Genomic DNA, 21,872 nt, shown 5'->3' with positions numbered 1-21,872 from the left:
CGTCACGCGGTCGAGGGGGCGTTCCCGAGCCTAGCGAAGCGCGCGGGAGCGCCAGAGTTCGACCTCCGCCTCGGCGGCCTCGGCGTCGTCCTCGGCCGCCAGCAGGTCCTGCTCGGCTTCGGCCAGCGCGGACGCCAGTTCGTCGCGTCGGAACTGGGCTGCAGCCAGGACGCCGCGGGCTGCGGCCGCGCGTCCCTCGGCCTGGGCGAGGGCTCGCTGTGCCCGCTGCTGTGCCGGTCCAGCCGCCGGGGCTTCGACAGGCTCCACCGGAGGTTTGGCGGGCGCGTCCACCGGGCTGCTCGCCGGGGTCGTTCCCTGAGCTGGTCGAAGGGTCTTGTCGAGTGCGTTGCGAAGGGCTTCGACAGGCTCAGCCATCGGGACCTGGACAGGCTCAGCCACCGGCGCGCCAACAGGCTCCGCCGGCCCAGTCTCGGTACCGCGTGGTTCTCGATCGTCTCCAGGGGGTGTTTCGAGGCCATTGTCGGCATCGACAACCACGCTGTGCCCAAGACTCTCGGCCGCCGCGCCCAACGCGCTCCCGAGGTCGCCGTAGGCAAGCGGCCGGTCGAGGCGGCCGGCTTCCACGGCCGCCGCGGCGTCGGCGTCCGACAATGAAGCCCGCAGCGTCGACCGGACCTCCTCGAGCCCGGCCGGGCTGGCCGTGATGCCGAGGTGCGCGAGGTGAGCGGTGAGGTCCGACAGGACGCGCCGCTCCAGCTCGGCGCGCCGCGGCCCGAGCGCGACGACCGTCTTGAAGTCCAGCGCGGACTGGGCGGCGCGCAACTGGCGTCCGAGTTTTAGAAACTCCACCAGCGACGTGAGGCGCGCCCGCGAAGCCACGTTGACGTACCAGGCCCCGAAGGTCGGACGCCGCAGCGCCTTGAGGGCGTCGGCGAGCGCGCGGTCCTTGTCCGCCCGGGCCTGCTTGACGAGGGCATCGCGGCGGGCGACGAACTCGGCGGGGTCCCCGGCGTACAACTCGTCGGCGATCGGCATGGCGCCCATCCTGCCGGACGCCGCGGCGTCCGCCTCGTCACTGCTGCATCAGTTGCGCCCTAGGCGCCACCTTTGCCGCATTGAACAACTCAGGCCGCGCTCGCGGGCGACGCAGGGGTCAGCGGCGAACTGTGCTGGGTCGGGACCATCGCCGGACGCGCGCGCTCGGCCTCCCCAGCCCGGTAGACGCCGTCGAGGGTGTAGATCGGACGGTCCTGCACCTCGCGGTAGATGCGGCCGATGTAGCTGCCCAGGACCCCCAACATCAGCAGGTTGATCCCGCCCATGAACAGGATCGCGATCATCGTGAGCGACCAGCCCTGGACGAGGTCGCCCGGGAAGAACAGCTTGTGCAGGACGACCTCGATGATCCAAAGTACCGAGAACAGCGACACCGCGACGCCCACCCGGGTCATGATCGTCAACGGGAAGGTCGAGAACCCGAGGACGCCGTCCACCGCCAGCTTGATCATCTTGGGCAGCGGGTAGTGGGTCTCGCCGTGCAGGCGCTCGTCGCGGTCGAACGGCACGGCGATCTGGTTGAAGCCCAGCGACGCCACGATGCCGCGCATGTAGCGGTCGTGCTCGCGGTACTTCTTGATCTCGTCCACGACCTTGCGGTCCATGAGGCGGAAGTCGCCGGTGTTGCGCGGGATGTCCACGTCGCCGATGCGGGCGAGCAGTCGGTAGTAGGCGGACGCCGTGACCCGTTTGAAGAGTCCGTCCTTGCGGGTGCGTCGCTGGGCGTAGGCGACCTCGTAGCCCTGCTCCCACCGGGCGATGAGTTCCAGCGCGACGGACGGCGGGTCCTGCAGGTCGGCGTCCATGATGACGACGGCGTCGCCGGTCGCGTAGTCGAGCCCGGCGGTGATGGCCTTCTGGTGGCCGAAGTTGCGCGAGAAGTTGACGAGCGTGACGCGCGCGTCGGCGTCCTGGATCGCCCGGAGGCGGGCGAACGTGTCGTCGCCGGAGCCGTCGTTGACGTAGACGAACTCGAGGTCGTAGGGGAGTGCTGCGGTGGTCACCTTGATGGTGCCGTGGAACAGGTCGACGTTGACACCCTCGTTGTAGAAGGGCACCACGAAGGAGATGCGCTTGCGAGCCTCGGCTGTCATGGTCCGAACGTACGGACGCCGCCTGTGCCGGGTCTGCGTCGGACCTGTGGGTCCACTATGCGTCGTGCCCGGCCCGCCGGGTCGGACGCCTCGAACGCTAGGACGCCTCGGTCGCCTTCTTCGCCCGGTTGCGGATCTTGGCGCGATCGTTCATGTCGAGGGTGACCTTGCGGATGCGGACGTCCTTGGGGGTGACCTCGAGGCACTCGTCGGACGCGCAGTACTCCAGCGACTGCTCCAGCGACATGCGGCGCGGCGGGATCAGCCGCTCGAGTTCGTCGCCGGTCGAGGAGCGCACGTTGGTGAGGTGCTTCTCCTTGGTCGGGTTGACGTCCATGTCGTCGGCGCGGGCGTTCTCACCGCAGATCATGCCCTCATAGACCTCCTCGCCGGGTCCGACGAAGAGGGTGCCGCGCTCCTGCAGATTGAACAGTGCATAGGACGACACGGACCCCATCCGGTCGGCCACGAGCGAGCCCGTCTGGCGGTTCCGCAGGTCGCCGAACCAGGGCGCGTAGCCCTCGGACACGTGGTGCATGAGGCCCGTGCCGCGGGTCTCGGTGAGGAACTCGGTGCGGAACCCGATCAGCGCGCGAGCCGGGACGATGTACTCGATCCGGACCCAGCCGGTGCCGTGGTTGACCATCTGCTCCAGGGACGCCTTGCGGACGCCGAGCATCTGCGTCACCGCGCCGACGTGCTCCTCGGGGACGTCGATCGTGAGCCGTTCGGTGGGCTCGTGCACCTTGCCGTCGACGAGCCGCGTGACGACCTCGGGCTTGCCCACGGTGAGCTCGAAGCCCTCGCGGCGCATCATCTCGACCAGGATCGCGAGCTGCAGCTCGCCGCGTCCCTGGACCTCCCACGTGTCCGGACGCTCCGTCGGTAGGACGCGGATCGAGACGTTGCCGACCAGCTCGGCGTCCAGGCGCGCCTTCACGAGGCGGGCCGTCAGCTTCTTGCCGACCTTGCCGGCGAGCGGCGAGGTGTTGATGCCGATCGTCATCGAGATGGACGGCTCGTCAACGTGGATCAGCGGCAGCGCCTTCGGGTCGCTCGGGTCGGCCAGGGTCTCGCCGATCGTGATCTCGGGGATGCCCGCGACCGCGATGATGTCGCCGGGGCCCGCTGAGTCGACCTGGACGCGCTCGAGGGCGTCCGTCATCAGCAGTTCGGACAGACGAACGTTGGACGCCGTCCCGTCCCGCTTGATCCAGGTCACCGTCTGCCCGCGCTTGATCTCGCCCTCGGCGATGCGGCACAGGGCGAGGCGTCCGAGGTAGGGGGACGAGTCGAGGTTCGTGACGTGCGCCTGCAGCGGCGCGCCTTCGGTGTAGGACGGCGCCGGGATCGTCGACAGGATCGTCTCGAACAGCGGCTCGAGGTTCTCAGAATCGGGCATGGTCGCGTCCGCGGGAGCGGTCAGGGACGCGCGTCCGGCCTTGGCTGCGCAGTACAGGATGGGGAAGTCGAGCTTGTGCGCCTCTTCGTCGTCGACGAGGTCCATGAAGAGGGCGTAGACCTCGTCCACGACCTCGGCGATGCGGGCGTCCGCGCGGTCGACCTTGTTGATCACGACGATGATCGGCAGGTGCTTGGCGAGCGCCTTGCGCAGCACGAATCGGGTCTGCGGCAGCGGACCCTCCGAGGCGTCCACCAGCAGCAGGACGCCGTCGACCATCTCGAGCCCGCGCTCCACCTCGCCGCCGAAGTCGGCGTGGCCGGGGGTGTCGATGATGTTGATGGTGACGTTCTCGCCGCCGATGACGTGCTTGACGGCGGTGTTCTTCGCGAGGATCGTGATGCCCTTCTCGCGCTCGAGATCCATCGAGTCCATGACGCGAATGTTGACGTCGGCGTTCTCGCGGAAGGCGCCCGACTGCCACAGCATCGCGTCCACCAGCGTGGTCTTGCCGTGGTCGACGTGGGCGATGATGGCGACGTTGCGCAGGTCGGCGCGAGTGGGCATGTGGTGACTTCCTAGGCGATCGGACGCCGATGGCGCCGGTGAGCGGCCCGGGACGCCGGGCTGGTGCAGTCTACTAGCGCGCCCGGGCGCGCCTGAACACGACCCTGGCGACAGGTTCTGGCGGTAAGAGTCTCGCTGAGCGATACCTACTCCGCCACGAACTGGCTCGCAGCCGGACCCGTCGTCGTCCCCGGACGCAGCCGGACGTCGAACGTCCCGGACGCCACCGGCTCGCCACGGAGGAGCGCCGCCATCATCCGACCCAGTTCACGGCCCTTCTCGGCCGGCCGTTGGTCCGCGGTCGTGAGGCGTCCGCTGAACCATGGCGTCTCGACGCCGTCGAATCCGGCCACGCTGAGGTCGTCCGGCACAGCCAGCCCGCGCTCACCCGCGGCCTTGATTGCCCCGAGCGCCAGCAGGTCGGACTGGCACACGAGCGCCGTCGGCGGCTGGTCCGCGTCCAGCAAGAGGGACGCCGCCGCGGCCCCCGCGTCCACCGTCAGGTCGGACGCCGCCGCGATCAACTCCGGGGTTCCGCCGCCGTCCAGGAAGCCGCGGGCGCGGTCGCGGGTGTCGACGTAGTCCGCGCCGGACGCCTCCGCCGCCGACACCAGCCCCGGACGGGCCCCCGCCGCCAGCGGCATCGTGACGTGCCCGATGCGGGTGTGGCCGAGCCCCCGCAGGTGCTCGACGATCTCGGCCGTCGCCCCCCGGTCCGGGATGGTCAGCTGGACGACACGGTCATCGAGCGGCGCACCCGTGCCCAGCAGCGGAAGCCCGCGCGCGGCGAGGGCGTCCACATCCGGACGCTCCAGTGCGCCGCACATCGCGAACAGAACGGCGTCCATGCTGTGGCTCGACAGCGGCAGCCCGGCCGCCCCCTGCGACTCTGGCAGCAGCAGCAGGCCGTAGCCCTCGGCGTCCAGGAGTTCGGAGAACCCGCCCAAGAGCGCCACCTGATAGGGGTCCGCGAACGCGCCCGCCAGGGTGCCGTCGTAGCTGACGCCGACGACGCGGGTGCGTCCGGTGCGGAGCTGGGCCGCGCGTGGGTCGGGTCCGGCGTAGCCGAGTTCGGACGCCGCCCGCGCGACTTTCTCGGCGGTCGCGGGGGCGACCGGGCCGCGTCCGGAGAAGACGAGGGACGCCGTCGAGGTCGCCACGCCGGCGCGGCGGGCGACGTCGGCGAGGGTGACGGTCGCGGGCGGACGCGCCTCGTCGGTCGCTCGGGATCGGGCGGTCTCGTCGCTGCTTCGGGCTTGCTCAGGCGTCACGATTACCATAGTATCGAATCGTTTCGATCGAATCGATTCGAGAGGTTGTTCAAGTGTCGGTCCTTTCCCTGGAGCGCAGCGTCATCACCCGCGCGCGCACGGGCGTCTTCCTGGTGTTCGGGGCGTCCGGTGTCGCGTTCTCGTCGTGGGCGTCCCGGCTGCCCGACATCAAGCGCGTGCTCGACCTCACCCCCGGCGAGCTCGGCACGCTGCTGCTGGCCATGGCCGCCGGCTCGGTGATCGGGCTGCCCCTGTCCGGACGCATCATCCGCACCATCGGCACCACCAAGACGGTGCTGTCCGGCATGGCGTCGGCGTCCCTCGGGCTCACCGCCGCCGCGATCGGCGTGGACGTGTTCCACAGCATCCCGATGATCTGGATCTCGATGTTCCTCGGGGGCCTCGGCATCGGCGTCTGGGACGTCGCCATGAACCACGAGGGCGCCGAGGTCGAGCGCGGCCTCGGGCGCGCGATCATGCCGTGGTTCCACGCCGCCTTCTCGGGTGCGACCGTGGCGTCCGCGCTGCTCGGCAGCCTGCTGACCTGGCTCAAGGTGCCGATCCTGGTGCACATGATCGTGGTCGTGGTCGCGGTGCTCGCCGTCTCGTTGCGCGGTACCTCGTGGTTCCTGCCGATCGAGGACGCCGAGGAGGCCACCGCTCACGCCCAGGGGCGTCCGGCATGGTTCGAGCCGCGCACGCTCGTCATCGGCCTCGTCGTGCTCGCCGCCGCCTTCACCGAAGGTTCGGCCAACGACTGGATCGCCGTCGCGATGGTCGAGGGTCACCATCTGCCGGCCTGGTTGGGCGTCCTTGGGTTCGCCACGTTCCTGGGTTTCATGACCATCGGACGCCTCGCCGGCACCTACGCCCTCGACCGCTACGGGCGCGTCCCGGTGCTGCGGGTCCTGTTCGGACTCGCGATCGTCGGCAGCCTCCTGGTCGTGTTCGGCACTCCGGTGCTGGCGTTCATCGGCGCCGCCCTGTGGGGCATCGGCGCGTCACTGGGCTTCCCGGTCGGCATGTCGGCGGCGTCCGACGACCCGGCCCGCGCGGCGGCCCGGCTCAGCGTCGTGTCGACGATCGGCTACCTCGCCTTCCTCGGCGGCCCGCCGCTGCTCGGCTATCTCGGCGACCACACCGGCGTCCTGCACGCGCTGCTCGCCGTGGCCGCCTTCTCCGTCCCGGCCCTGCTGGCGGTGCCGGCCGTCCGCGAGCCTAAGGCGTCCTGAGGCCCCTGCTCGGTGTGCCCACCGGGCACCGTTGTCGACAAATGCTCGCCTCCGCCGGATTCGCTCGCCCCAGAGCGTGAGCATGTGCGCGGAGGGGGAGGGTTTGCGCGGAGGTTCAGCGAATCGTCCCGGGGTGAGCGTTTCCGAGGCTTCCCTCGACGACAAAGGCCCGGCTCAGCGAACTGAGCCGGGCCTTCGGCGTCCCATTGGTCCGTCGTCAGGCGGACGCCAGGGTTAGTGGTTTTCCTTCAGCGCCTGCGCCACCTCGTGGGGCAGCTCCATGCCGGTCTGGACGCGGCTGTGCTTGCCGGACCACAGGAAGTAGATCGCGAGGCCGATGATGAGCCAGACGATGAAGCGCGCCCAGGTCTCGATCGACAGGTTGAGCATCAGGTAGAGGCACACCAGCGCCGACAGGATCGGGATGAACGGCGAGAACGGCACCTTGAATGCGCGGTGCAGGTCGGGCCGCGACTTGCGCAGCATCGGGACGCCGATCGACACCAGCACGAAGGCCGACAGTGTGCCGATGTTGACCATCTCTTCCAGCATGCCGATGGGCGTCAGCCCCGCGGTGATCGCGCACACCACGGTAACGATGGCGGTGATGACGTACGGCGTCCGGTACTTCGGGTGCACCTTGGCCAGGCCGATGGGCAGCAGGTTGTCGCGGCACATCGCGAAGATGAGGCGCGTTGCGCCGACCATCAGGGTCAACACGACCGTCGTCAGACCGGCCACAGCGCCGGCCGAGATGAGCGTCGCCATCCAACCTTGCCCGTTCGCGGCGAACGCGTTCGCCAGGGCGGCCTTCGGGTCGAGCTTGTCGTAGCGGACCATGCCGGTCACGACCAGGGCCACCGCGCAGTACAGGACGGTGCAGATGGTCAGGGACGCGATGATGCCGATCGGCAGATCCTTCTGCGGACGCTTGGTCTCTTCAGCAGCGGTGGCGACGACGTCGAAGCCGATGTAGGCGAAGAAGACCAGGGACGCGCCGGCGAAAATGCCGCTGACACCGAAGCTGGTGGGGGCGGCACCCGTCATCCACTGCAGGACGGGCTGCGTCCAGGCGAAGCCGGAGGCTGCTCCCTCGACCGGGGCCGGCGGCGGGACGAACGGGGTGTAGTTGGCGGGGTTGATGAACTGCAGGCCCGCGAAGATCACGAACAAGACGATGAACAGCTTGACGCCGACCAGCACCATGTTGACCCGCATGGACTCCTTGATGCCCAGCGTGACGAGGCCGCCGAGGACGACGATCAACAGGACGGCCATGAGGTCGATGCCCTTGGTCTCGGTGAAGGGGCTGGCGCCGTAACCGATGGCGTCCGGGATGTGAATGCCGAGCTTGCCGAGGAAGACGCCCAGGTAGGCGCTCCAGCCCTGCGCGACGACGGAGGCGCCGAGGAACATCTCGAGGATGAGGTCCCAGCCGATGATCCAGGCGATCAGCTCGCCGAGTGAGGCGTAGGAGAAGGTGTAGGCCGACCCCGACACCGGGATGGTCGAGGCGAACTCGGCGTAGCACATGGCAGCCAGCGCGCAGCAGAAGGCCGCGATGATGAACGACACCACGATGGACGGGCCCGCGACGGTGTGGGCCGCGCGTCCGGTCAGGGTGAAGATGCCCGCTCCGATGACGACGCCGATGCCGAAGACGGTCAGGTCCAGGGCGGTCAGCGACTTCTTGAGCTGGTACTCGGGCTCGTCGGTGTCGGCGATCGACTGCTCGATGCTCTTGGTTTTGAAGAGATCCATCAGGTTGACTCGATTCTTAATAGGGCTCCGTGAAGCCTCGGTCGACCGAAAAACCTACGCTGGTCCGTGGCAGCCCTGCGGGGTTTTCGCTGAAGAAGTGAAGTGAATCCTCACTTTTGGCCGTTGTAGACCCGTCCGGCGGTCGTCGCGCCCAGCAACTGCGGCACGGTGACGAGCGTGTACCCCTGGGCCTTCAGTTGGGAGATGATTCCCGGCAGCGCCTTGGCCGTGGACGGCTGGATGTCATGCAGGAGGATGATCGAGCCTCGCCGCACTTCTTTCATGATCAGGGCCGTCGTCAACTGGGGCACCAGGCGACTGAGGCGTCCAGTCTGCAGGCCGCGGACCAGCGACCACCCAAATCCGGCGCCGATAGCGGCGCCCAGGAGATCGCCGTGCGGCAGCGGCAGCGGCAGCATCCAGAGGCTGAACAGGATCCCCGCGTAGCCGACCATCAGCACGACGACCCGCTCCGCCAGCGTCCGCGCGACAGGGAGGGCGATCCCCAGCACGGCCAGCACCACCAGTGCCAGCGGTCCCTTCAGGACGCTGGCGAACAACAGCCCACCGACGAGGGCGCCGCCGGCCACCGCGGCCACGGTCGCAGGAAGCAGGCTCCGCGTGGGGCGAGGCTCTCGCGGCATCACGTCTCCGTCGAATCGGGGTCGAGGGAAATCGCGTGCGCGCGCCGCGAGATCCTCGGCAGCGCGCCCGTTAGCGCTGAGCGAGCAGGTTCAACAGGTAGTCGCCGTACCCCGACTTGGCGAGCTTCTCGCCGCGGGCCGCCAGGTCTGCGTCCGACAGGAAGCCCATGCGCCACGCGATCTCTTCGGGGCAGCCGACCTGGAGGCCCTGGCGGGCCTGGATCGTCCGGACGAAGTTGGACGCGTCGTTCAGTGAGTCGAAGGTGCCCGTGTCGAGCCAGGCGGTGCCGCGGGGGAGGACGCCGACCTGCAGCTTCCCGCGCTCGAGGTAGACCCGGTTTACGTCCGTGATCTCGTACTCGCCGCGCGCCGAGGGAGCGAGGTTCTTGGCGATCTCGCAGACGTCGGTGTCGTAGAAGTACAGGCCGGGGACCGCGAAGTTCGACTTGGGCTGCTTCGGCTTCTCTTCGATCGAGAGCGCCTTGCCGGCCTCGTCGAACTCCACGACGCCGTACGCGGACGGCGTCGAGACCCAGTATGCGAAGACTGCGGCGCCGTCGATGTCGGAGAAGCCCTTGAGCTGCCGACCCAGTCCGGGCCCGTAGAAGATGTTGTCGCCGAGCACCAAGGCCGACTTCTCGCCACCGACGAAGTCGGCGCCGATCGTGAACGCTTGGGCGAGGCCCTTGGGCTCCGGCTGGGCGGCGTAGCTGATCGCGATACCGAACTGCGAGCCGTCGCCCAGCAGCCGCTGGAACGCCTCGGACTCGTGGGGCGTCGTGATCACGAGCACATCCTTGATCCCGGCGAAGAGCAGGGTTGACAAGGGGTAATAGATCATCGGCTTGTCGTACACAGGCACGAGCTGCTTGCTGTTCGCCATGGTGATGGGGTGAAGTCGGGTGCCGGACCCGCCTGCCAAGATGATGCCGCGCATGGAGTGAGTCTTTCAGATCTTCCGCGCCGCGACCTCGACATAGGCGTCCTCGTGGGCCCGAATGCAGCGATCCCAGCCGCCGAAGGACGCCGCGCGCGCCAGTCCCCGAGCCGTGAGTTCCTCGGTGTGGCCCAGGGCTCGCCGGATGCCGTCCGCGACCGACTCGGGGGTGGCGGGATCGAACAGCTCGGCGCCGTCGCCCACGACCTCGGGAATGGATCCCGCCGAGGACGCCGCGACGGGGCAGCCGGACGCCATCGCCTCCAGCGGGGGCAAGCCGAAGCCCTCGTACAACGACGGGAACACCATCAGGCGCGAGGTCTGGTAGAGCCGCTTCAGCTCGTCGAACGTGATGAGTCCGCGGCGGTCGACCCAGTCAGGCACCTCGCCCAGCCGCTCGAGCCCCTCACCGGTCAGGACCAGGCGCAGGTCGGTGTCATCGCGGCGCAGGAGGGCCACGGCGTCGATGAGGGTCCGGTGGTTCTTGTGGGCGTACGGTCGGGCCGGGTACAGCAGCACATTCTCGCGCGGGGCGTCCGAGGGAGTGAACCCGGACGCGTCGAAGCCGAGGTGGATCGACCGCACCTTCTCGGGAGCGACCCCGAGGTGGTCGATGATGCTGTGCCGCGCGAACTCGCTGTCGGTGATGACGAGATCGGCCGCCTTGGCCATCGCCTCGTAGGTGGCCCGGCGGTAGAGGCGCTCGAGGTGCGAGAAGTTGTGGGGCAGGTCGAGGTGCTGCACGTCGTGCACGGTGACGATGCGTCCGACCGAGGACGGCATCGTCGGGATGGCGGTCGTGAACGGGAAGTGCACCACCTGGGCCGGACGCATCCGCGCCCGGATCTGGCGGCCCAGCAGCAGGCCGCGTCCGGTCATGGCCAGCCTCTGCAGGTTGGACGCCCCAGGCGTGATCTCGGGGATCTCGATCTCGTCGATGCCCCCGCTGAAGCCGCCGGCACCGCGCGGGACGTACGCCGTGGCGTCCACCCGCTCGGGGTCGAGGTAGCGGGTCAGGGCGCTGGCGTAGGTCTCGGTGCCGCCCATGGCGCCGCGGACGAGGGTGAGCATCGCCAGGGCGACGGTGATGGCCATGGCGGTCAGTCTAGGAGCGACGTGGACGGACGCCGCAGCGACCAGGCGTGGATGCTGACCCCCAGCAGGGGTCCGACCGCCATCGCCACGAGTGCCCGCTCGACCAGCGGCAGAGGCAGGAAGAGAAGCACGACGGACGCCGCCGCCGCCGTCACCCAGCCCGCCAGATAGTGGCCGTGTCGTTTGGCGGCGATGGCCGCGGGCCCGGAGATGCACATAGCGGCCGTGAGTGACGCGGTCAAAACGATGGCTGCCCCGGTAGGCCCGTCGACGACGTACTTGTTGTTCCAGAGGGCCCCGAGGATGGCTGGTTCGACGAGGTACGCGGCGCCGGCCAGGACGAGCGACAGCAGCGCGAGCCCGCCCAGCATCGTCCAGAGCAGGCGGGTGCGGTCGCCGGGGCGGTCGCGGAAGAGGACCATCAGCCACCCCTGCAACGCCAGGAACGGGATCACCAACGGCGCCCGGGTGAGGTTCACCACGGCGATCAGCGCGGCGACGACGCTCTCAGGCTGGGTCGTCGGGGCGAGGTCCAGGAGGAACGGCAGGCCGCTGGTCAGAACACCGAGCGCCACGGTTCCACCCAGGGTCTTCGCGGTGTTGGCGACGAGTTCGCGGGTGGACACGTCCAGCGTGTAGCGACCCTGGACGCGTCCTCGGAACAGCAGCCACGTGATCGCCAGGGCGACGGGGAAGGGGGCGGCCACGGCCCAGGCCACCCCTGCGGGTCCGGCGGACGTGGCCAGCGCGAGGCCCACCGCGATCAACCTCAAGACGGCGTCGATGATCGTCGTGGTCGCGACCGCCTTCCAGAGCCGCAGCCCGTAGAAGACGCCTGAGAGGCTGGCGATCCCGAGGTAGCCGACGAGGGCGACGATCAGAGCGGCCGCGACCGCCACGGGCTGACGGGGCGCGACCAGCGGCGTCCAGATGGGCGAGGTGATGGCCACCAGCGCCGTCGTTGCCGCCGCCAGGCTGAGGGTGAGCCGCGGCAGGGCCCCTGTGCCCTCGCCGCCACCGGCCCTGGTCGCCCGCGCGACCTCTTGTTGAAGTCCACTCAACGACGCGACGAGCAGGTAAAGCACCGACCAGAACGTCGTGAACTGCAGCAGGGCGGCCGGCTCGGCGATGACGCGTGGGACGAGCGCGAGGATCACGTAGCCGATTCCCCCGGACACGACCGTGGCGATCGTGATGGCGCCGAGCCCCCCGCCCGCCGAACTGGCGGCCGTCGCCGCGCCGGCGTCCGGCTCAGAACCCGAGGATGTCGACACGCGAACATCCTGTCACGGTCGGTGGAGACGCTGACCGGCGGCGATAGTCTCGTCGACCATGAGCCAACCCACCGGGGCTGATGCGCCCGCAGCTGCGGGCGGCGGCGGCCTCGCCGGACGCCTTGTCACAAGCATCGCGCCCCGGGCGGACGGCATGCTCTTCGGCACCAGGCTCAATCCGCGACGCAACAGCCTGAACCTGGTCCGCCTGATCCTCGCCTCCAGCGTCATCGTGCACCACGCGTATCCGTTGATCAGCAAGAGTGACTTCGGCCCCCAGTACCTCGGCGACGGCATCGGTGGCTGGGCCGTCGCGGGCTTCTTCTGCCTTTCGGGCTACCTGATCACGGGCTCGCGGTTCGGGAAGTCGTTCGGCGACTACCTGACGCTGCGAATCGCGCGCATCTACCCCGCGTTCATCATGTGCCTGGTGGTGACGGCGTTCGTCTTCGCGCCCCTCAACTTCTTCCACCAGCGCGGCAACCTGGCTGGATTCTGGAGCGCGTCGACGACGCCGGCCGGCTACATCTTCAGCAACCTGACGCTCAAGATGTACTCCTGGGACGCCGCGGGCACGCCCATCGGCGTCCCCTATGCGGCCGTCTGGAACGGCTCGCTGTGGTCGCTGTACTACGAGTTCTTCTGCTACGTGATCGTGGGCATCCTGGGCTGTTTCGCGATCGCGCGGCGATCGCCGTGGCCCGTGGTGATCCTGTGGCTGGCGTCGATCGCGTCCCGCGTCGCCTACCCGCACCTCAGCAGGTACCTCGGCATGGGCTTCGACGGCGAGGTTCTGACGAAGCTCGTCCCCTACTTCCTGGCGGGCGGCGTGCTGCACGTGGTCAAGCGCCGCATCGGCATGCACTGGCTAGCCGCCCTCGTCAGCATCGTCCTCTTCGTCCTTTGCATGAAGATCAACGTCTACGCGGGCGGGCAGGTCGGCAGCCTCTTCGCGGCCTACGCCCTGCTGTACGCGGGACATCTCCTGCCCTCGCCCGAGTGGACGCGCGTCCACGACGTCAGCTACGGCATGTACATCTACGGCTTCCCGACGCAGCAGCTGGTCATGACCTTCGCCCCGCAGGTGGGCTTCTTCGGACTCATCGGCATCGCGCTCGTCGGCACGTCGATCTTGGCCTCGGCGAGCTGGTTCCTCCTGGAGCGTCCGATCATCGACCGGGTGCGCGACTCGCTGGTGGCCGAGCACAAGGCCCCGCCACCGGTCGCGCCCCTGGCGGCGCCGCCGACCTAGGCCGGCGGGACGTTCGGCTGCTGCTCGATCCAGTCGCAGAGCCGCCGGACGCCGTCGCGCAGGCTGTACTGCGGCGTCCAACCCAAGATCTCGGACGCCGCCGTCACGTCGGCCCAGGCGTGCCGGACGTCACCCTCGCGGAACTTGCCCGTGATCTCCGGCTGGGGGGCCCCGTAGTACGCCGCGATCTCGGACGCCGCCGTCTCGATCGTCTGGAACTCGCCCGAGCCGATGTCGATCGGGGTGGAGCTCACGGCGTCCGACATTGCCGCCGCGAGAATGGCGGACGCGACGTCGTCGATGAGCACGAAGTCGCGCCGCACCGCGCCGTCCTCGTACAGCGGGATCGTCTTGCCGCCGCGCGCCAGCCGCGCGAACAGCGACAGGATGCCGGTGTAGGGGTTCGACAGGGACTGGCCCGGGCCGTACACGTTCTGCAGCCGGACGATGGCGATCTCCACCCCGAGCGCTGCACCCCACACCTTGAGCAGATGCTCCTGGGTGAGCTTGGTCGCGGCGTAGACCGAGACGGGCGCGGGGGAGACCACGCGGGCGTCCATGGCGACGGGCTCGCCGTCGAAGTCCCAGTGGCCGCCCTCGATCATGGCGGCCGTGCGCTGCGGCGGGTAGTAGAGCGACCCGTCCGGACGCCGCCACGCACCCTCGCCGTAGACGGCGCGCGACGAGCTCAGCACGATGCGGCGCGGCAAGCCGTGCCGGTTGAGGGCGTCCATCAGCTGGGTCGTGCCGACCACGTTGACCAGGCCGTGCCGGGACGACTCCGACAGCGACTGACCCGTGCCCGTCTCGGCGGCGAGGTGGATGACGACGTCCGGCCGCACGTCGGCCAGCACGCTGTCCCAGACGGATGCCTCCGTCACGTCCCCGACGACGAGTTCGACGCCGGACGCCAGCGCCGCGGGACGCTCGCGGGTGGCGTGGATCTGCGGGTGCAGGTTGTCCAGGGCCACGACCCGGTCGAACGTCTCGACGAGGCCCGGCGAGAGGGCGCATCCGATAAAGCCGGCGCCACCGGTCACCAGCACTGTGCCTTTGCGCATCATCTCTCCTTGTCAGAAACCGAAAAGGTGGCGCCCGAGCACACGGGTCGCGGCGGCGTCCCGTCTCATCATCGCCCCGGCCAGCAGGACGCCGGCGTGCAGCCGGGACGTCCAACGGAGTTTGGCGGCGCGCTCGGCGCGGCGCCAGCCGAGGCCGGCCGCCTGCGACGCCGCGAGCGCGAAGTAATCCCGCTCTCCGGCGAACCGAGATCCGTCGACGAGCTTCGCGCTGGACGCGCTGGCCGAATGCCGCCGGTACTGGAAAGCCAACTCGGGGGCGACCAGCAGCTGATCGCCGGCGAAGACCATGTCCATGACCAAGGCGAGGTCCTGGATGATCGGGAAGCCCTCGCGGAAGTCGAAGGCCTTGATCCGGTCGGTGCGGAACGTGAGGGCCGGCCAGTACAGCCAGTCGCCGTGCATGAGGTTGGCGGCCAGGGCCTCGCCGCCCAGCAACTGGTAGCCGCCGCCGTGCGGCTGAACCACGCGCTGCTTCACGGCGTCGACGAGGGTATGGACGACTTTCCCGGTCTCGTCGATGACCTCGACCCCCGGCTGGATGATCCCCGCGCCGGGGAAGCGCGCGTGGGCGTCCAGGATCGTCCGGACGTAGTTCGGCAGCAGCCGATCGTCGCAGCCGAGCATCATCATCAGGTCCGCGGACGCCCGCGCCACGCACGTGCGGTAGTTGGCGGTGATGCCTTCGTTGGCGTCCTTGCGGAGGAACGTGATCCGCGGATGGGCGAGCGTCGCGATCCAGTCGGCGATCTCGGTGGTGGGGTACGCGTCGTCGACGATCGTGAGACGCCAGGCGTCCGTGTCCTGGGCGAGGACGCTCCTCACCGTCTCGCGCATCATGGCCGGCTCGCCCCAGTAGGGGATGAAGATGTCGAGCATGTCAGGCCTCGTCGGCTGGATCGGCGGGAAGGGCGTCCGGTAGGGGAGCGGACAGCTTGGTCTTGAGCAGGGCGACCTCTTCGGCCAGGGTCCGCACTTCGTCTTCGAGATTGGACGCCTCGAGCGACAGGTGCAGCGTCACGCCGAGCAGCAGCAGGATCGCGCCGAAGAACAGCAGGTTGGACGGGACGGCCACGCCGACCGCCCGCGCCGTCGCGATGAGCAGCCCGGGCCACAGAGCCAGCAGGATGACGCCGAAGCCGATGACGATCCACAGGGCCGCGTACTTCTCGCGGATGCGTCCGGCACGCAGGAGGCGGAACAAGACGAACGCGACGAGGACCGCGACGACGGCGAAAACGACCTGGGCCATCAGTGCGTCGCCTCCAACTCGGGGGCCGACCCCAAGGTCGGCAGGGGCACGCGGTTCTTGGCGCGCGTCATGGCGATGAACAGGGCGAACACCGATCGCACCAGGTAGATCGCTGCCTTCACGGGGCTGTGCGACGGCTCGCCACCCTGACGCGGACGCATCGCGACCGGCACCTGGACGACGGTGAGCCCGGCGCGCAGCGCGGTCATGAGCGAGTCGACGGTGTCGCCCAGGTACTCGGCCGGGTAGTGCCGCGTGTACTGCAAGATCGCGCGGCGGTTGGCAGCCCGAAAACCGGAGGTGATGTCCGTGAGGCGGGTGCGGGCGACGCGGCTGAACACCGCGGCCAACAGGCTCATCGCCCAGCGGCGGGGCCCACCCACCGAGTAGTCGCCGACCCCTGAGAACCGCGCGCCGATCGAGATGTCAGCCTGGTCCAGCCCGGCGAGCACCGCGTGGATCTGGGACGGCTCGTGCTGGCCGTCGGCGTCCACCTGAATGGCGCGGTCGTAACCGTTCTCCCAGGCGTACTTGAAGCCCGCCCGCAAGGCGCCGCCGACGCCGAGGTTAAAGGGGAGCACCATCACCGCGGCTCCTGCGTCGCGCGCGGCAGCGGCCGTCTCGTCCGACGAGCCGTCATCGACGACGAGCAGGTCGACGCCCTCGACCGTTGAGAGCAGCTCGCGCACCGTGTCCCCGATGACCGCCGCCTCATTCCAGGCGGGCATGATGGCCAGCGTTCTCGCTGCTGCTGTCATGTGGGGGGCACCTCCGTCCCGGCGGGGCGAGTCTACCGGACCCCGTCCGGGCGCTGCTGAGGCTGGGGCCGGGGGTCGCGTGGTGAGGAGCACGGTCGGCGTTGTCGCGTGGCGGTGTGAGGGGTCGCGGGGTGTGGCTCGCCAGGTGGTCGGAGGAGAAGCTGCCAGGACGACGTTCCCTGGGTTGGCTGACAGCCCGGAAGCCGGCGCCGGGCGAGGCGTCCTGGGTTGCTGTTGGACGCGTCAGTAGCCGACCTTTGAGACCGAATCGTCCGTATGGTGAAAGTCGCTCAGGGCACATGTTGGAGTCAAATCGCGCAAGACCAGCAATTATCGTTGCTGAGGGGCCGTATGTGTTGAATACCTCTTGTCTAGTGGCTCTAACTACACCGTATGGTCTGACCATACCGTGGGCGGTTGAGCGGACGTCGCACGCGGCGTCCAGAACGGTGGAAGGATGGTCACATGAGTCAGCGAACGATTGGTGTCACAGAGGTCGCACTCCGTGACGCGCACCAGAGCCTCATGGCTACCCGCATGGCGCTCGAAGACATGGTCGAGGCCTGCGAAGACATCGATCAGACCGGTTACTGGAGCGTCGAGTGCTGGGGCGGCGCGACGTACGACGCCTGCATCCGCTTCCTGAACGAAGATCCGTGGGAGCGCCTGCGCACCTTCCGCAAGCTCATGCCCAACAGCAAGCTGCAGATGCTGCTGCGCGGCCAGAACCTCCTCGGCTACCGCCACTACGAGGACATGGTGGTCGAGAAGTTCGTGGAGAAGTCGGCCGAGAACGGCATGGACGTCTTCCGCGTGTTCGACGCGCTCAATGATCCGCGCAACATGGCGCGCGCGATGGCCGCGGTGGCGTCCACCGGCAAGCACGCGCAAGGCACGATCTGCTACACCATCTCGCCGCTGCACACGGTCGACGGCTACATCAAGCTGGCCGGTCAGCTCCTGGACATGGGCGCTCAGTCGCTGGCGCTCAAGGACATGGCCGCCCTGCTGCAGCCGCAGCCGGCCTACGACATCGTCCGCGGCATCAAGGAGACCTACGGGGACGGCGTCCAGGTCAATGTGCACTGCCACGCGACCACCGGCGTCACCCTGGTGTCGCTCATGAAGGCCATCGAGGCCGGCGCGGACGTGGTCGACACCGCGATCTCGTCCATGAGCCTCGGCCCGGGCCACAACCCGACCGAGTCGCTCGTGGCCATGCTCGAGGGGACGCCGTACACGACGAACCTCGACCACGACCGCCTGATCCGCATCCGCGATCACTTCGCGAAGATCCGTCCAAAGTACGCGGCGTTCGAGTCGGCGACCCTGGTCGACACTGACATCTTCACCAGCCAGATCCCCGGCGGCATGCTCTCGAACATGGAGAGCCAGCTGAAGGCCCAGGGCGCGGGCGACCGCATCCGCGAGGTCATGGAGGAGGTCCCGCTGGTCAAAGCCGATTCGGGCCACCCGCCGCTGGTCACCCCGTCGTCGCAGATCGTCGGCACCCAGGCCGTGTTCAACGTCCTGATGGGCAAGTACAAGGTGATGACCGGCGAGTTCGCCGACCTCATGCTCGGCTACTACGGCGAGTGCATCGGCCCGCGCAACCCCGAGGTCGTCGCGATCGCCCAGGCCCAGGCCAAGAAGGAGCCGATCACCTGCCGGCCCGCCGACCTGCTGCCCCCCGAGTGGGACAAGCTCGTCGCGGACGCCCAAGCGCTGCCCGGCAACGACGGCACCCCCGAGGACGTCCTGACCTACGCCATGTTCCCGGGCGTGGCTCCCGGGTTCTTCGCGACGCGTCCGGACGGCCCCAAGAACGTCGGCAAGACGCCCGACCAGGTCGAGGCCGAGAAGACGTCCGCGAAGGACGTCGCGGGCGCGGTCAAGGGCCCCATCAAGTACAAGGTCACCCTCGGTGGCCGCGAGCACTCGGTCACCGTCGAAAGGGCGTGATCATGGCAGCCAAGAAGTCCCCGACCATGCGCAAGCAGGTCGATCAGCTGACCGTCAAGCGGGCGGAGACCCGGCTCGGCGGCGGCGAGGCGCGCCTGCAGAAGCAGCGGGACGCCGGCAAGATGACCGCCCGCGAGCGCATCGGCGCACTGCTGGACGAGGCCACCTTCCAGGAGATCGGCCTCTACCGCCGCAACCGGACCACGGCCTTCGGCATGGATACGGCCGACATGCCCGCCGACGGTGTCGTCACTGGAACGGGAGCCGTCTTCGGACGCCCGATCCACCTGGCTAGCCAGGACTTCACGGTCGTGGGCGGCTCCGCGGGCGAGACGCACAGCCTCAAGGTCGTGCAGATGATGGAGTCCGCACTCAAGTGCGGAACCCCGTTCGTCTTCATCAACGACTCGGGCGGCGCGCGGATCCAAGAAGGCATCGACTCGCTGCACGGCTATGGCGCGGTCTTCTACGAGAACGTGAAGCTGTCGGGCGCGGTCCCGCAGATCTCGATCATCTCGGGCCCCTGCGCCGGCGGCGCGGCCTACAGCCCGGCGTTGACCGACTTCATCATCCAGACCCGCAAGGCCCATATGTTCATCACGGGGCCGAACGTCATCAAGCAGGTCACGGGCGAAGACGTCACGGCGGACGCCCTCGGTGGCGCCGATACCCACATGTCGATCTCGGGCGTCAACCACTTCGTGGCCGACGACGACGAGCAGGCCATCCTGATCGCGCAGAAGCTGCTCAGCCTGCTGCCGCAGAACAACACCGAGGACCCGCAGGTCTTCGAGCCCGACCCGTACGTCGAGCGCGACGAGACGATCTACGACATCGTCCCGACCGACGGCAACAAGGGCTACGACGTCCGCGACGTCATCCTGAAGCTGGTCGACCACCAGGACTTCCTCGAGGTCCAGGCCGGTTACGCGATGAACCTGGTCATCGGCTTCGCCCGCATCAACGGACGCACGATCGGCGTCGTCGCCAACCAGCCGTCGTCGATGGCCGGCGTCCTGGACATCAACGCGTCCGACAAGGGCTCGCGGTTCATCCGGTTCTGCAACGCGTTCAACATCCCGCTGCTGACCCTTGTGGACGTCCCGGGCTTCCTGCCGGGTGTCTCCCAGGAGACCGGCGGCATCATCCGCCACGGCGCCAAGATGCTGTACGCCTATGCGGCGGCCACCGTCCCGAAGGTGACCGTCGTGATGCGCAAGGCCTACGGCGGCGCCTACATCGCGATGTGCTGCAAGGACCTCGGCGCGGACTCCGTCTTCGCCTGGCCGACCGCGGAAATCGCGGTCATGGGGGCCGAGGGTGCGGCGTCCGTGGTGTTCAAGAAGGAGATCGAGACGGCCGACGATCCGGACGCCAAGCGCCAAGAACTCATCGACGAGTACCGGAACGTGTACTCGACGCCGTTCATGGCCGCCGCGCGCGGGCTCGTCGACGACGTCATCGACCCGGCCGACACGCGTCGGTACGTGGCCATGGCGCTGGAGATCCTGATCAACAAGCGCGAGCTGCGTCCGGCCAAGAAGCACGGCCTCGGGCCGGTGTAGGAGACGCCATGACCGACGACCAGAACGCCGAGCTGCTGGCGCTCGTGAAGTCGCTCTCCGACCGGGTGCAGACCCTGGAGGGCGAGATCAAGAGCATCAAGCTGCTCAACGCGCAGAACGTGCCGGAGGAGACCCTGGTGGCGATCGCCGCCGCGGTGTCCGGCTACATGGGCTTCCGCGCCAAGCGGCGCCAGGCTCACTTCACCACCAGCCGCACCTGGCAGGCGACCACCCGTCGCAGCCAGCTGTCCCACGCACCCTTGCATCTGCGCTAGTCGCTGAGGAGAGACATGAAGCTCAAAGTAACCGTCAACGGCATCCCCTACGACATCGAGGTCGAGGTCGAAGAGGAAGAGAAGGTGGCTCCCACCATCGTCATCGGAGGTGCCGGCGGCATGCAGACGCCGGTGGCCGCCACGGCGTCCGTTCGGGCGACCTCGGCCAACGCTGTGGTGGCGCCCCTGTCGGGGTCGGTCTCGAAGATCCTGGTCGAGGAGGGTCAAGAGATCAAGGAAGGCGCGGTCCTCGTCGTCCTCGAGGCCATGAAGATGGAGACCGAGATCACGGCGCCGCACGACGGCACCGTCGCGCGCATCCTCGTGAGCAAGGGCGAGTCCGTCGCGGGTGGCGAGGCCCTGATCGAGTTCGACAAGTCGTAACCCGCCCCGGGGGGTATCGCATCGACCTCAGCGGCGTCCGCTTCTCGCGGGCGCCGCTGAGTCTCGTTCCAGGCTAGATGGGACGCCGACGCGCGCGGTCGGCGCCGGCGCGTCCGGGCGCGGAGCCGAGGTTCGTCCTCCTCGCCGATGTCCGGACGTCGGCACACTGGACGAAGGTCGGCCCCGTGATCGGGGACGCCGACGCGGGAGTCCGCACCTACGGCGTCCGAAAGACCTTGTGGTTGGCCGCTTGGGCGACCGGACGGACCACGATCCGATCGATGTTCACGTGCGCCGGACGCGTGGCGACCCAGGCGACGGCGTCCGCGATGTCGTCTGCGAGCAAGGGGTCGGGAACGCCGGCGTAGACGGCGTCGGCCTTGGCCTGGTCGCCGTGGAAGCGGACAAGCGAGAACTCCTCCGTGTGGACCATGCCCGGCGCGATCTCACAGACCCGCACCTGCTCGCCGCACAGCTCGAGGCGCAGAGCGCCAGCCAGCATGCGCTCGCCGGCCTTGGCCGCGTTGTAGCCCGACCCGCCCTCGTAGGCGGCGTCGGCCGCGGTCGAGGTGATGAAGATGACGGTGCCCGCGGCAGCCTTGAGGGCGGGCAGCAGGGCTGACGTGACGCGTCCGGCGCCGAGGACGTTCGTGTTGAACATCGTCACCCAGGCGTCGAAGTCGGCGGACGCGAGGGGCTCGCTGCCCACGGCGCCGCCCGCGTTGTTGACCAGCAGGTCGAGTCGGTCGCCGACGTACTCGGCCAGCATGGCGACGTCGTCCGGCTCGGTGACGTCGCAGGCGACGGCCACGCCGTCGATCTCGGCGGCCAGGTCGTGGAGGCGCTCGAAGCGGCGTCCGGCACAGATGACCTTGTAGCCCTCAGCGGAGAGGCGGCGGGCAGAAGCAGCACCGATGCCGCTACCGGCGCCGGTGACCAGGGCGGTCTTCGTCATGGACTCGATCCTAGAACCGCTCGCGGAGGCTTCCGTCCAGGCCGGGTGCGGTTTCGGTTGGCTGACCAACCAAAACCGCCTGGCTGGGGGAGCGCC

At 68.9% G+C, this 21,872-nt stretch carries 20 protein-coding genes; 6 read left to right on the top strand and 14 right to left on the bottom strand.

From position 1 onward, the window contains the following. Positions 1–30: 30 nt before the first annotated feature. The 4 genes from FN821_RS09490 to FN821_RS09475 all read right to left on the bottom strand — a co-directional run bounded on the left by FN821_RS09490 (position 31) and on the right by FN821_RS09475 (position 5,351). Positions 31–996 (bottom strand): hypothetical protein, encoded by a 966-nt coding sequence (locus tag FN821_RS09490; protein ID WP_131172369.1) that lies wholly within the window; start codon positions 994–996, stop codon positions 31–33. Between the two features lie 89 nt (positions 997–1,085). Next, a complete protein-coding gene (locus FN821_RS09485) occupies positions 1,086–2,111 on the bottom strand; it encodes a glycosyltransferase family 2 protein (RefSeq protein ID WP_131172368.1) in 1,026 nt (341 codons plus the stop codon). Between the two features lie 97 nt (positions 2,112–2,208). Then, positions 2,209–4,080: a translational GTPase TypA gene (gene typA, locus FN821_RS09480; RefSeq protein WP_131172367.1), complete on the bottom strand. Its 1,872-nt coding sequence runs from the start codon at positions 4,078–4,080 to the stop codon at positions 2,209–2,211. A gap of 146 nt (positions 4,081–4,226) precedes the next feature. Next, positions 4,227–5,351: a LacI family DNA-binding transcriptional regulator gene (locus FN821_RS09475; RefSeq protein WP_165489319.1), complete on the bottom strand. Its 1,125-nt coding sequence runs from the start codon at positions 5,349–5,351 to the stop codon at positions 4,227–4,229. A 53-nt stretch (positions 5,352–5,404) separates the two neighbouring features. Between FN821_RS09475 and FN821_RS09470 the strand changes: the two genes are divergently transcribed. Then, positions 5,405–6,583: an MFS transporter gene (locus FN821_RS09470; RefSeq protein ID WP_131172365.1), complete on the top strand. Its 1,179-nt coding sequence runs from the start codon at positions 5,405–5,407 to the stop codon at positions 6,581–6,583. Positions 6,584–6,817: 234 nt separating this feature from the next. Here the strand turns inward: FN821_RS09470 and FN821_RS09465 are convergent, their stop codons facing one another. The 5 genes from FN821_RS09465 to FN821_RS09445 all read right to left on the bottom strand — a co-directional run bounded on the left by FN821_RS09465 (position 6,818) and on the right by FN821_RS09445 (position 12,294). Further along, entirely contained in the window at positions 6,818–8,344 is a 1,527-nt protein-coding gene (locus FN821_RS09465; protein ID WP_131172364.1) for an amino acid permease, read from the bottom strand. Positions 8,345–8,454: 110 nt separating this feature from the next. Beyond that, on the bottom strand, positions 8,455–8,988 hold the full coding sequence (locus tag FN821_RS14485) for a polysaccharide deacetylase family protein (RefSeq protein WP_206662069.1): 534 nt from the start codon (positions 8,986–8,988) through the stop codon (positions 8,455–8,457). Positions 8,989–9,058: 70 nt separating this feature from the next. Beyond that, positions 9,059–9,925 carry a glucose-1-phosphate thymidylyltransferase RfbA gene (gene rfbA / locus FN821_RS09455; protein WP_131172363.1) on the bottom strand — a complete coding sequence of 289 codons (867 nt, stop codon included), beginning with the start codon at positions 9,923–9,925 and terminating at the stop codon, positions 9,059–9,061. Between the two features lie 12 nt (positions 9,926–9,937). Next, positions 9,938–11,020, bottom strand: coding sequence for a glycosyltransferase family 4 protein (locus tag FN821_RS09450; protein ID WP_131172362.1), 1,083 nt, complete (start codon positions 11,018–11,020; stop codon positions 9,938–9,940). A gap of 5 nt (positions 11,021–11,025) precedes the next feature. Continuing rightward, entirely contained in the window at positions 11,026–12,294 is a 1,269-nt protein-coding gene (locus FN821_RS09445; RefSeq protein ID WP_131172361.1) for a hypothetical protein, read from the bottom strand. Positions 12,295–12,352: 58 nt separating this feature from the next. Between FN821_RS09445 and FN821_RS09440 the strand changes: the two genes are divergently transcribed. Next, positions 12,353–13,546 (top strand): acyltransferase family protein, encoded by a 1,194-nt coding sequence (locus FN821_RS09440; protein WP_131172360.1) that lies wholly within the window; start codon positions 12,353–12,355, stop codon positions 13,544–13,546. Here the strand turns inward: FN821_RS09440 and FN821_RS09435 are convergent. Genes FN821_RS09435 through FN821_RS09420 form a run of 4 tightly spaced genes read right to left on the bottom strand, consistent with a single transcriptional unit; the run spans position 13,543 to position 16,635 of the window. Continuing rightward, a complete protein-coding gene (locus tag FN821_RS09435) occupies positions 13,543–14,607 on the bottom strand; it encodes an NAD-dependent epimerase/dehydratase family protein (protein WP_131172359.1) in 1,065 nt (354 codons plus the stop codon). The genes FN821_RS09440 and FN821_RS09435 overlap by 4 nt on opposite strands. 12 nt (positions 14,608–14,619) lie before the next feature. Next, positions 14,620–15,504, bottom strand: coding sequence for a glycosyltransferase family 2 protein (locus FN821_RS09430; RefSeq protein ID WP_131172358.1), 885 nt, complete (start codon positions 15,502–15,504; stop codon positions 14,620–14,622). 1 nt (position 15,505) lies between these two features. After that, positions 15,506–15,877, bottom strand: coding sequence for a DUF2304 domain-containing protein (locus tag FN821_RS09425; protein ID WP_131172357.1), 372 nt, complete (start codon positions 15,875–15,877; stop codon positions 15,506–15,508). Continuing rightward, the gene (locus tag FN821_RS09420) at positions 15,877–16,635 is read right to left on the bottom strand and encodes a glycosyltransferase family 2 protein (protein WP_206662068.1); all 759 of its coding nucleotides are present in this window, start codon (positions 16,633–16,635) and stop codon (positions 15,877–15,879) included. Before FN821_RS09420 ends, FN821_RS09425 begins: the two co-directional genes overlap by 1 nt. A 465-nt stretch (positions 16,636–17,100) precedes the next feature. Here FN821_RS09420 and FN821_RS09415 point away from each other — a divergent pair, with 465 nt between their 5' ends. The 4 genes from FN821_RS09415 to FN821_RS09400 are packed head-to-tail and all read left to right on the top strand — an operon-like array spanning position 17,101 to position 20,821. Continuing rightward, positions 17,101–18,597, top strand: coding sequence for a methylmalonyl-CoA carboxytransferase subunit 5S (locus FN821_RS09415; RefSeq protein ID WP_131172356.1), 1,497 nt, complete (start codon positions 17,101–17,103; stop codon positions 18,595–18,597). 2 nt (positions 18,598–18,599) lie between these two features. Next, the gene (locus FN821_RS09410; RefSeq protein WP_131172355.1) at positions 18,600–20,162 is read left to right on the top strand and encodes an acyl-CoA carboxylase subunit beta; all 1,563 of its coding nucleotides are present in this window, start codon (positions 18,600–18,602) and stop codon (positions 20,160–20,162) included. 8 nt (positions 20,163–20,170) lie between these two features. Further along, positions 20,171–20,437 (top strand): hypothetical protein, encoded by a 267-nt coding sequence (locus FN821_RS09405; RefSeq protein ID WP_131172354.1) that lies wholly within the window; start codon positions 20,171–20,173, stop codon positions 20,435–20,437. 15 nt (positions 20,438–20,452) lie between these two features. Beyond that, on the top strand, positions 20,453–20,821 hold the full coding sequence (locus FN821_RS09400) for a biotin/lipoyl-containing protein (RefSeq protein WP_131172353.1): 369 nt from the start codon (positions 20,453–20,455) through the stop codon (positions 20,819–20,821). Positions 20,822–21,038: 217 nt separating this feature from the next. Here FN821_RS09400 and FN821_RS09395 read toward each other — a convergent pair whose 3' ends face one another. Beyond that, positions 21,039–21,776: an SDR family NAD(P)-dependent oxidoreductase gene (locus FN821_RS09395; protein WP_131172352.1), complete on the bottom strand. Its 738-nt coding sequence runs from the start codon at positions 21,774–21,776 to the stop codon at positions 21,039–21,041. Positions 21,777–21,872 lie beyond the last annotated feature (96 nt).

Origin of the sequence: Propioniciclava tarda, assembly GCF_900182665.1 — a bacterium.
Lineage (GTDB): Bacteria > Actinomycetota > Actinomycetes > Propionibacteriales > Propionibacteriaceae > Propioniciclava > Propioniciclava tarda.
Note: the sequence above shows the minus strand (reverse complement) of the source record. Positions and strands in the feature narration are given on the sequence as shown.

What these genes read in the sequence shown, in the direction of transcription:
- FN821_RS09405 (WP_131172354.1), top strand. Translation starts at nt 20,171, where the DNA reads ATGACCGACGACCAGAACGCCGAGCTGCTGGCGCTCGTGAAGTCGCTC.
- FN821_RS09465 (WP_131172364.1), bottom strand. Translation starts at nt 8,344, where the DNA reads ATGGATCTCTTCAAAACCAAGAGCATCGAGCAGTCGATCGCCGACACC.
- typA (WP_131172367.1), bottom strand. Translation starts at nt 4,080, where the DNA reads ATGCCCACTCGCGCCGACCTGCGCAACGTCGCCATCATCGCCCACGTC.
- rfbA (WP_131172363.1), bottom strand. Translation starts at nt 9,925, where the DNA reads ATGCGCGGCATCATCTTGGCAGGCGGGTCCGGCACCCGACTTCACCCC.
- FN821_RS09440 (WP_131172360.1), top strand. Translation starts at nt 12,353, where the DNA reads ATGAGCCAACCCACCGGGGCTGATGCGCCCGCAGCTGCGGGCGGCGGC.
- FN821_RS09450 (WP_131172362.1), bottom strand. Translation starts at nt 11,020, where the DNA reads ATGGCCATCACCGTCGCCCTGGCGATGCTCACCCTCGTCCGCGGCGCC.
- FN821_RS09485 (WP_131172368.1), bottom strand. Translation starts at nt 2,111, where the DNA reads ATGACAGCCGAGGCTCGCAAGCGCATCTCCTTCGTGGTGCCCTTCTAC.
- FN821_RS09430 (WP_131172358.1), bottom strand. Translation starts at nt 15,504, where the DNA reads ATGCTCGACATCTTCATCCCCTACTGGGGCGAGCCGGCCATGATGCGC.
- FN821_RS09395 (WP_131172352.1), bottom strand. Translation starts at nt 21,776, where the DNA reads ATGACGAAGACCGCCCTGGTCACCGGCGCCGGTAGCGGCATCGGTGCT.
- FN821_RS09410 (WP_131172355.1), top strand. Translation starts at nt 18,600, where the DNA reads ATGGCAGCCAAGAAGTCCCCGACCATGCGCAAGCAGGTCGATCAGCTG.
- FN821_RS09490 (WP_131172369.1), bottom strand. Translation starts at nt 996, where the DNA reads ATGCCGATCGCCGACGAGTTGTACGCCGGGGACCCCGCCGAGTTCGTC.
- FN821_RS09415 (WP_131172356.1), top strand. Translation starts at nt 17,101, where the DNA reads ATGAGTCAGCGAACGATTGGTGTCACAGAGGTCGCACTCCGTGACGCG.
- FN821_RS09420 (WP_206662068.1), bottom strand. Translation starts at nt 16,635, where the DNA reads ATGACAGCAGCAGCGAGAACGCTGGCCATCATGCCCGCCTGGAATGAG.
- FN821_RS09435 (WP_131172359.1), bottom strand. Translation starts at nt 14,607, where the DNA reads ATGCGCAAAGGCACAGTGCTGGTGACCGGTGGCGCCGGCTTTATCGGA.
- FN821_RS09425 (WP_131172357.1), bottom strand. Translation starts at nt 15,877, where the DNA reads ATGGCCCAGGTCGTTTTCGCCGTCGTCGCGGTCCTCGTCGCGTTCGTC.
- FN821_RS09400 (WP_131172353.1), top strand. Translation starts at nt 20,453, where the DNA reads ATGAAGCTCAAAGTAACCGTCAACGGCATCCCCTACGACATCGAGGTC.
- FN821_RS14485 (WP_206662069.1), bottom strand. Translation starts at nt 8,988, where the DNA reads ATGCCGCGAGAGCCTCGCCCCACGCGGAGCCTGCTTCCTGCGACCGTG.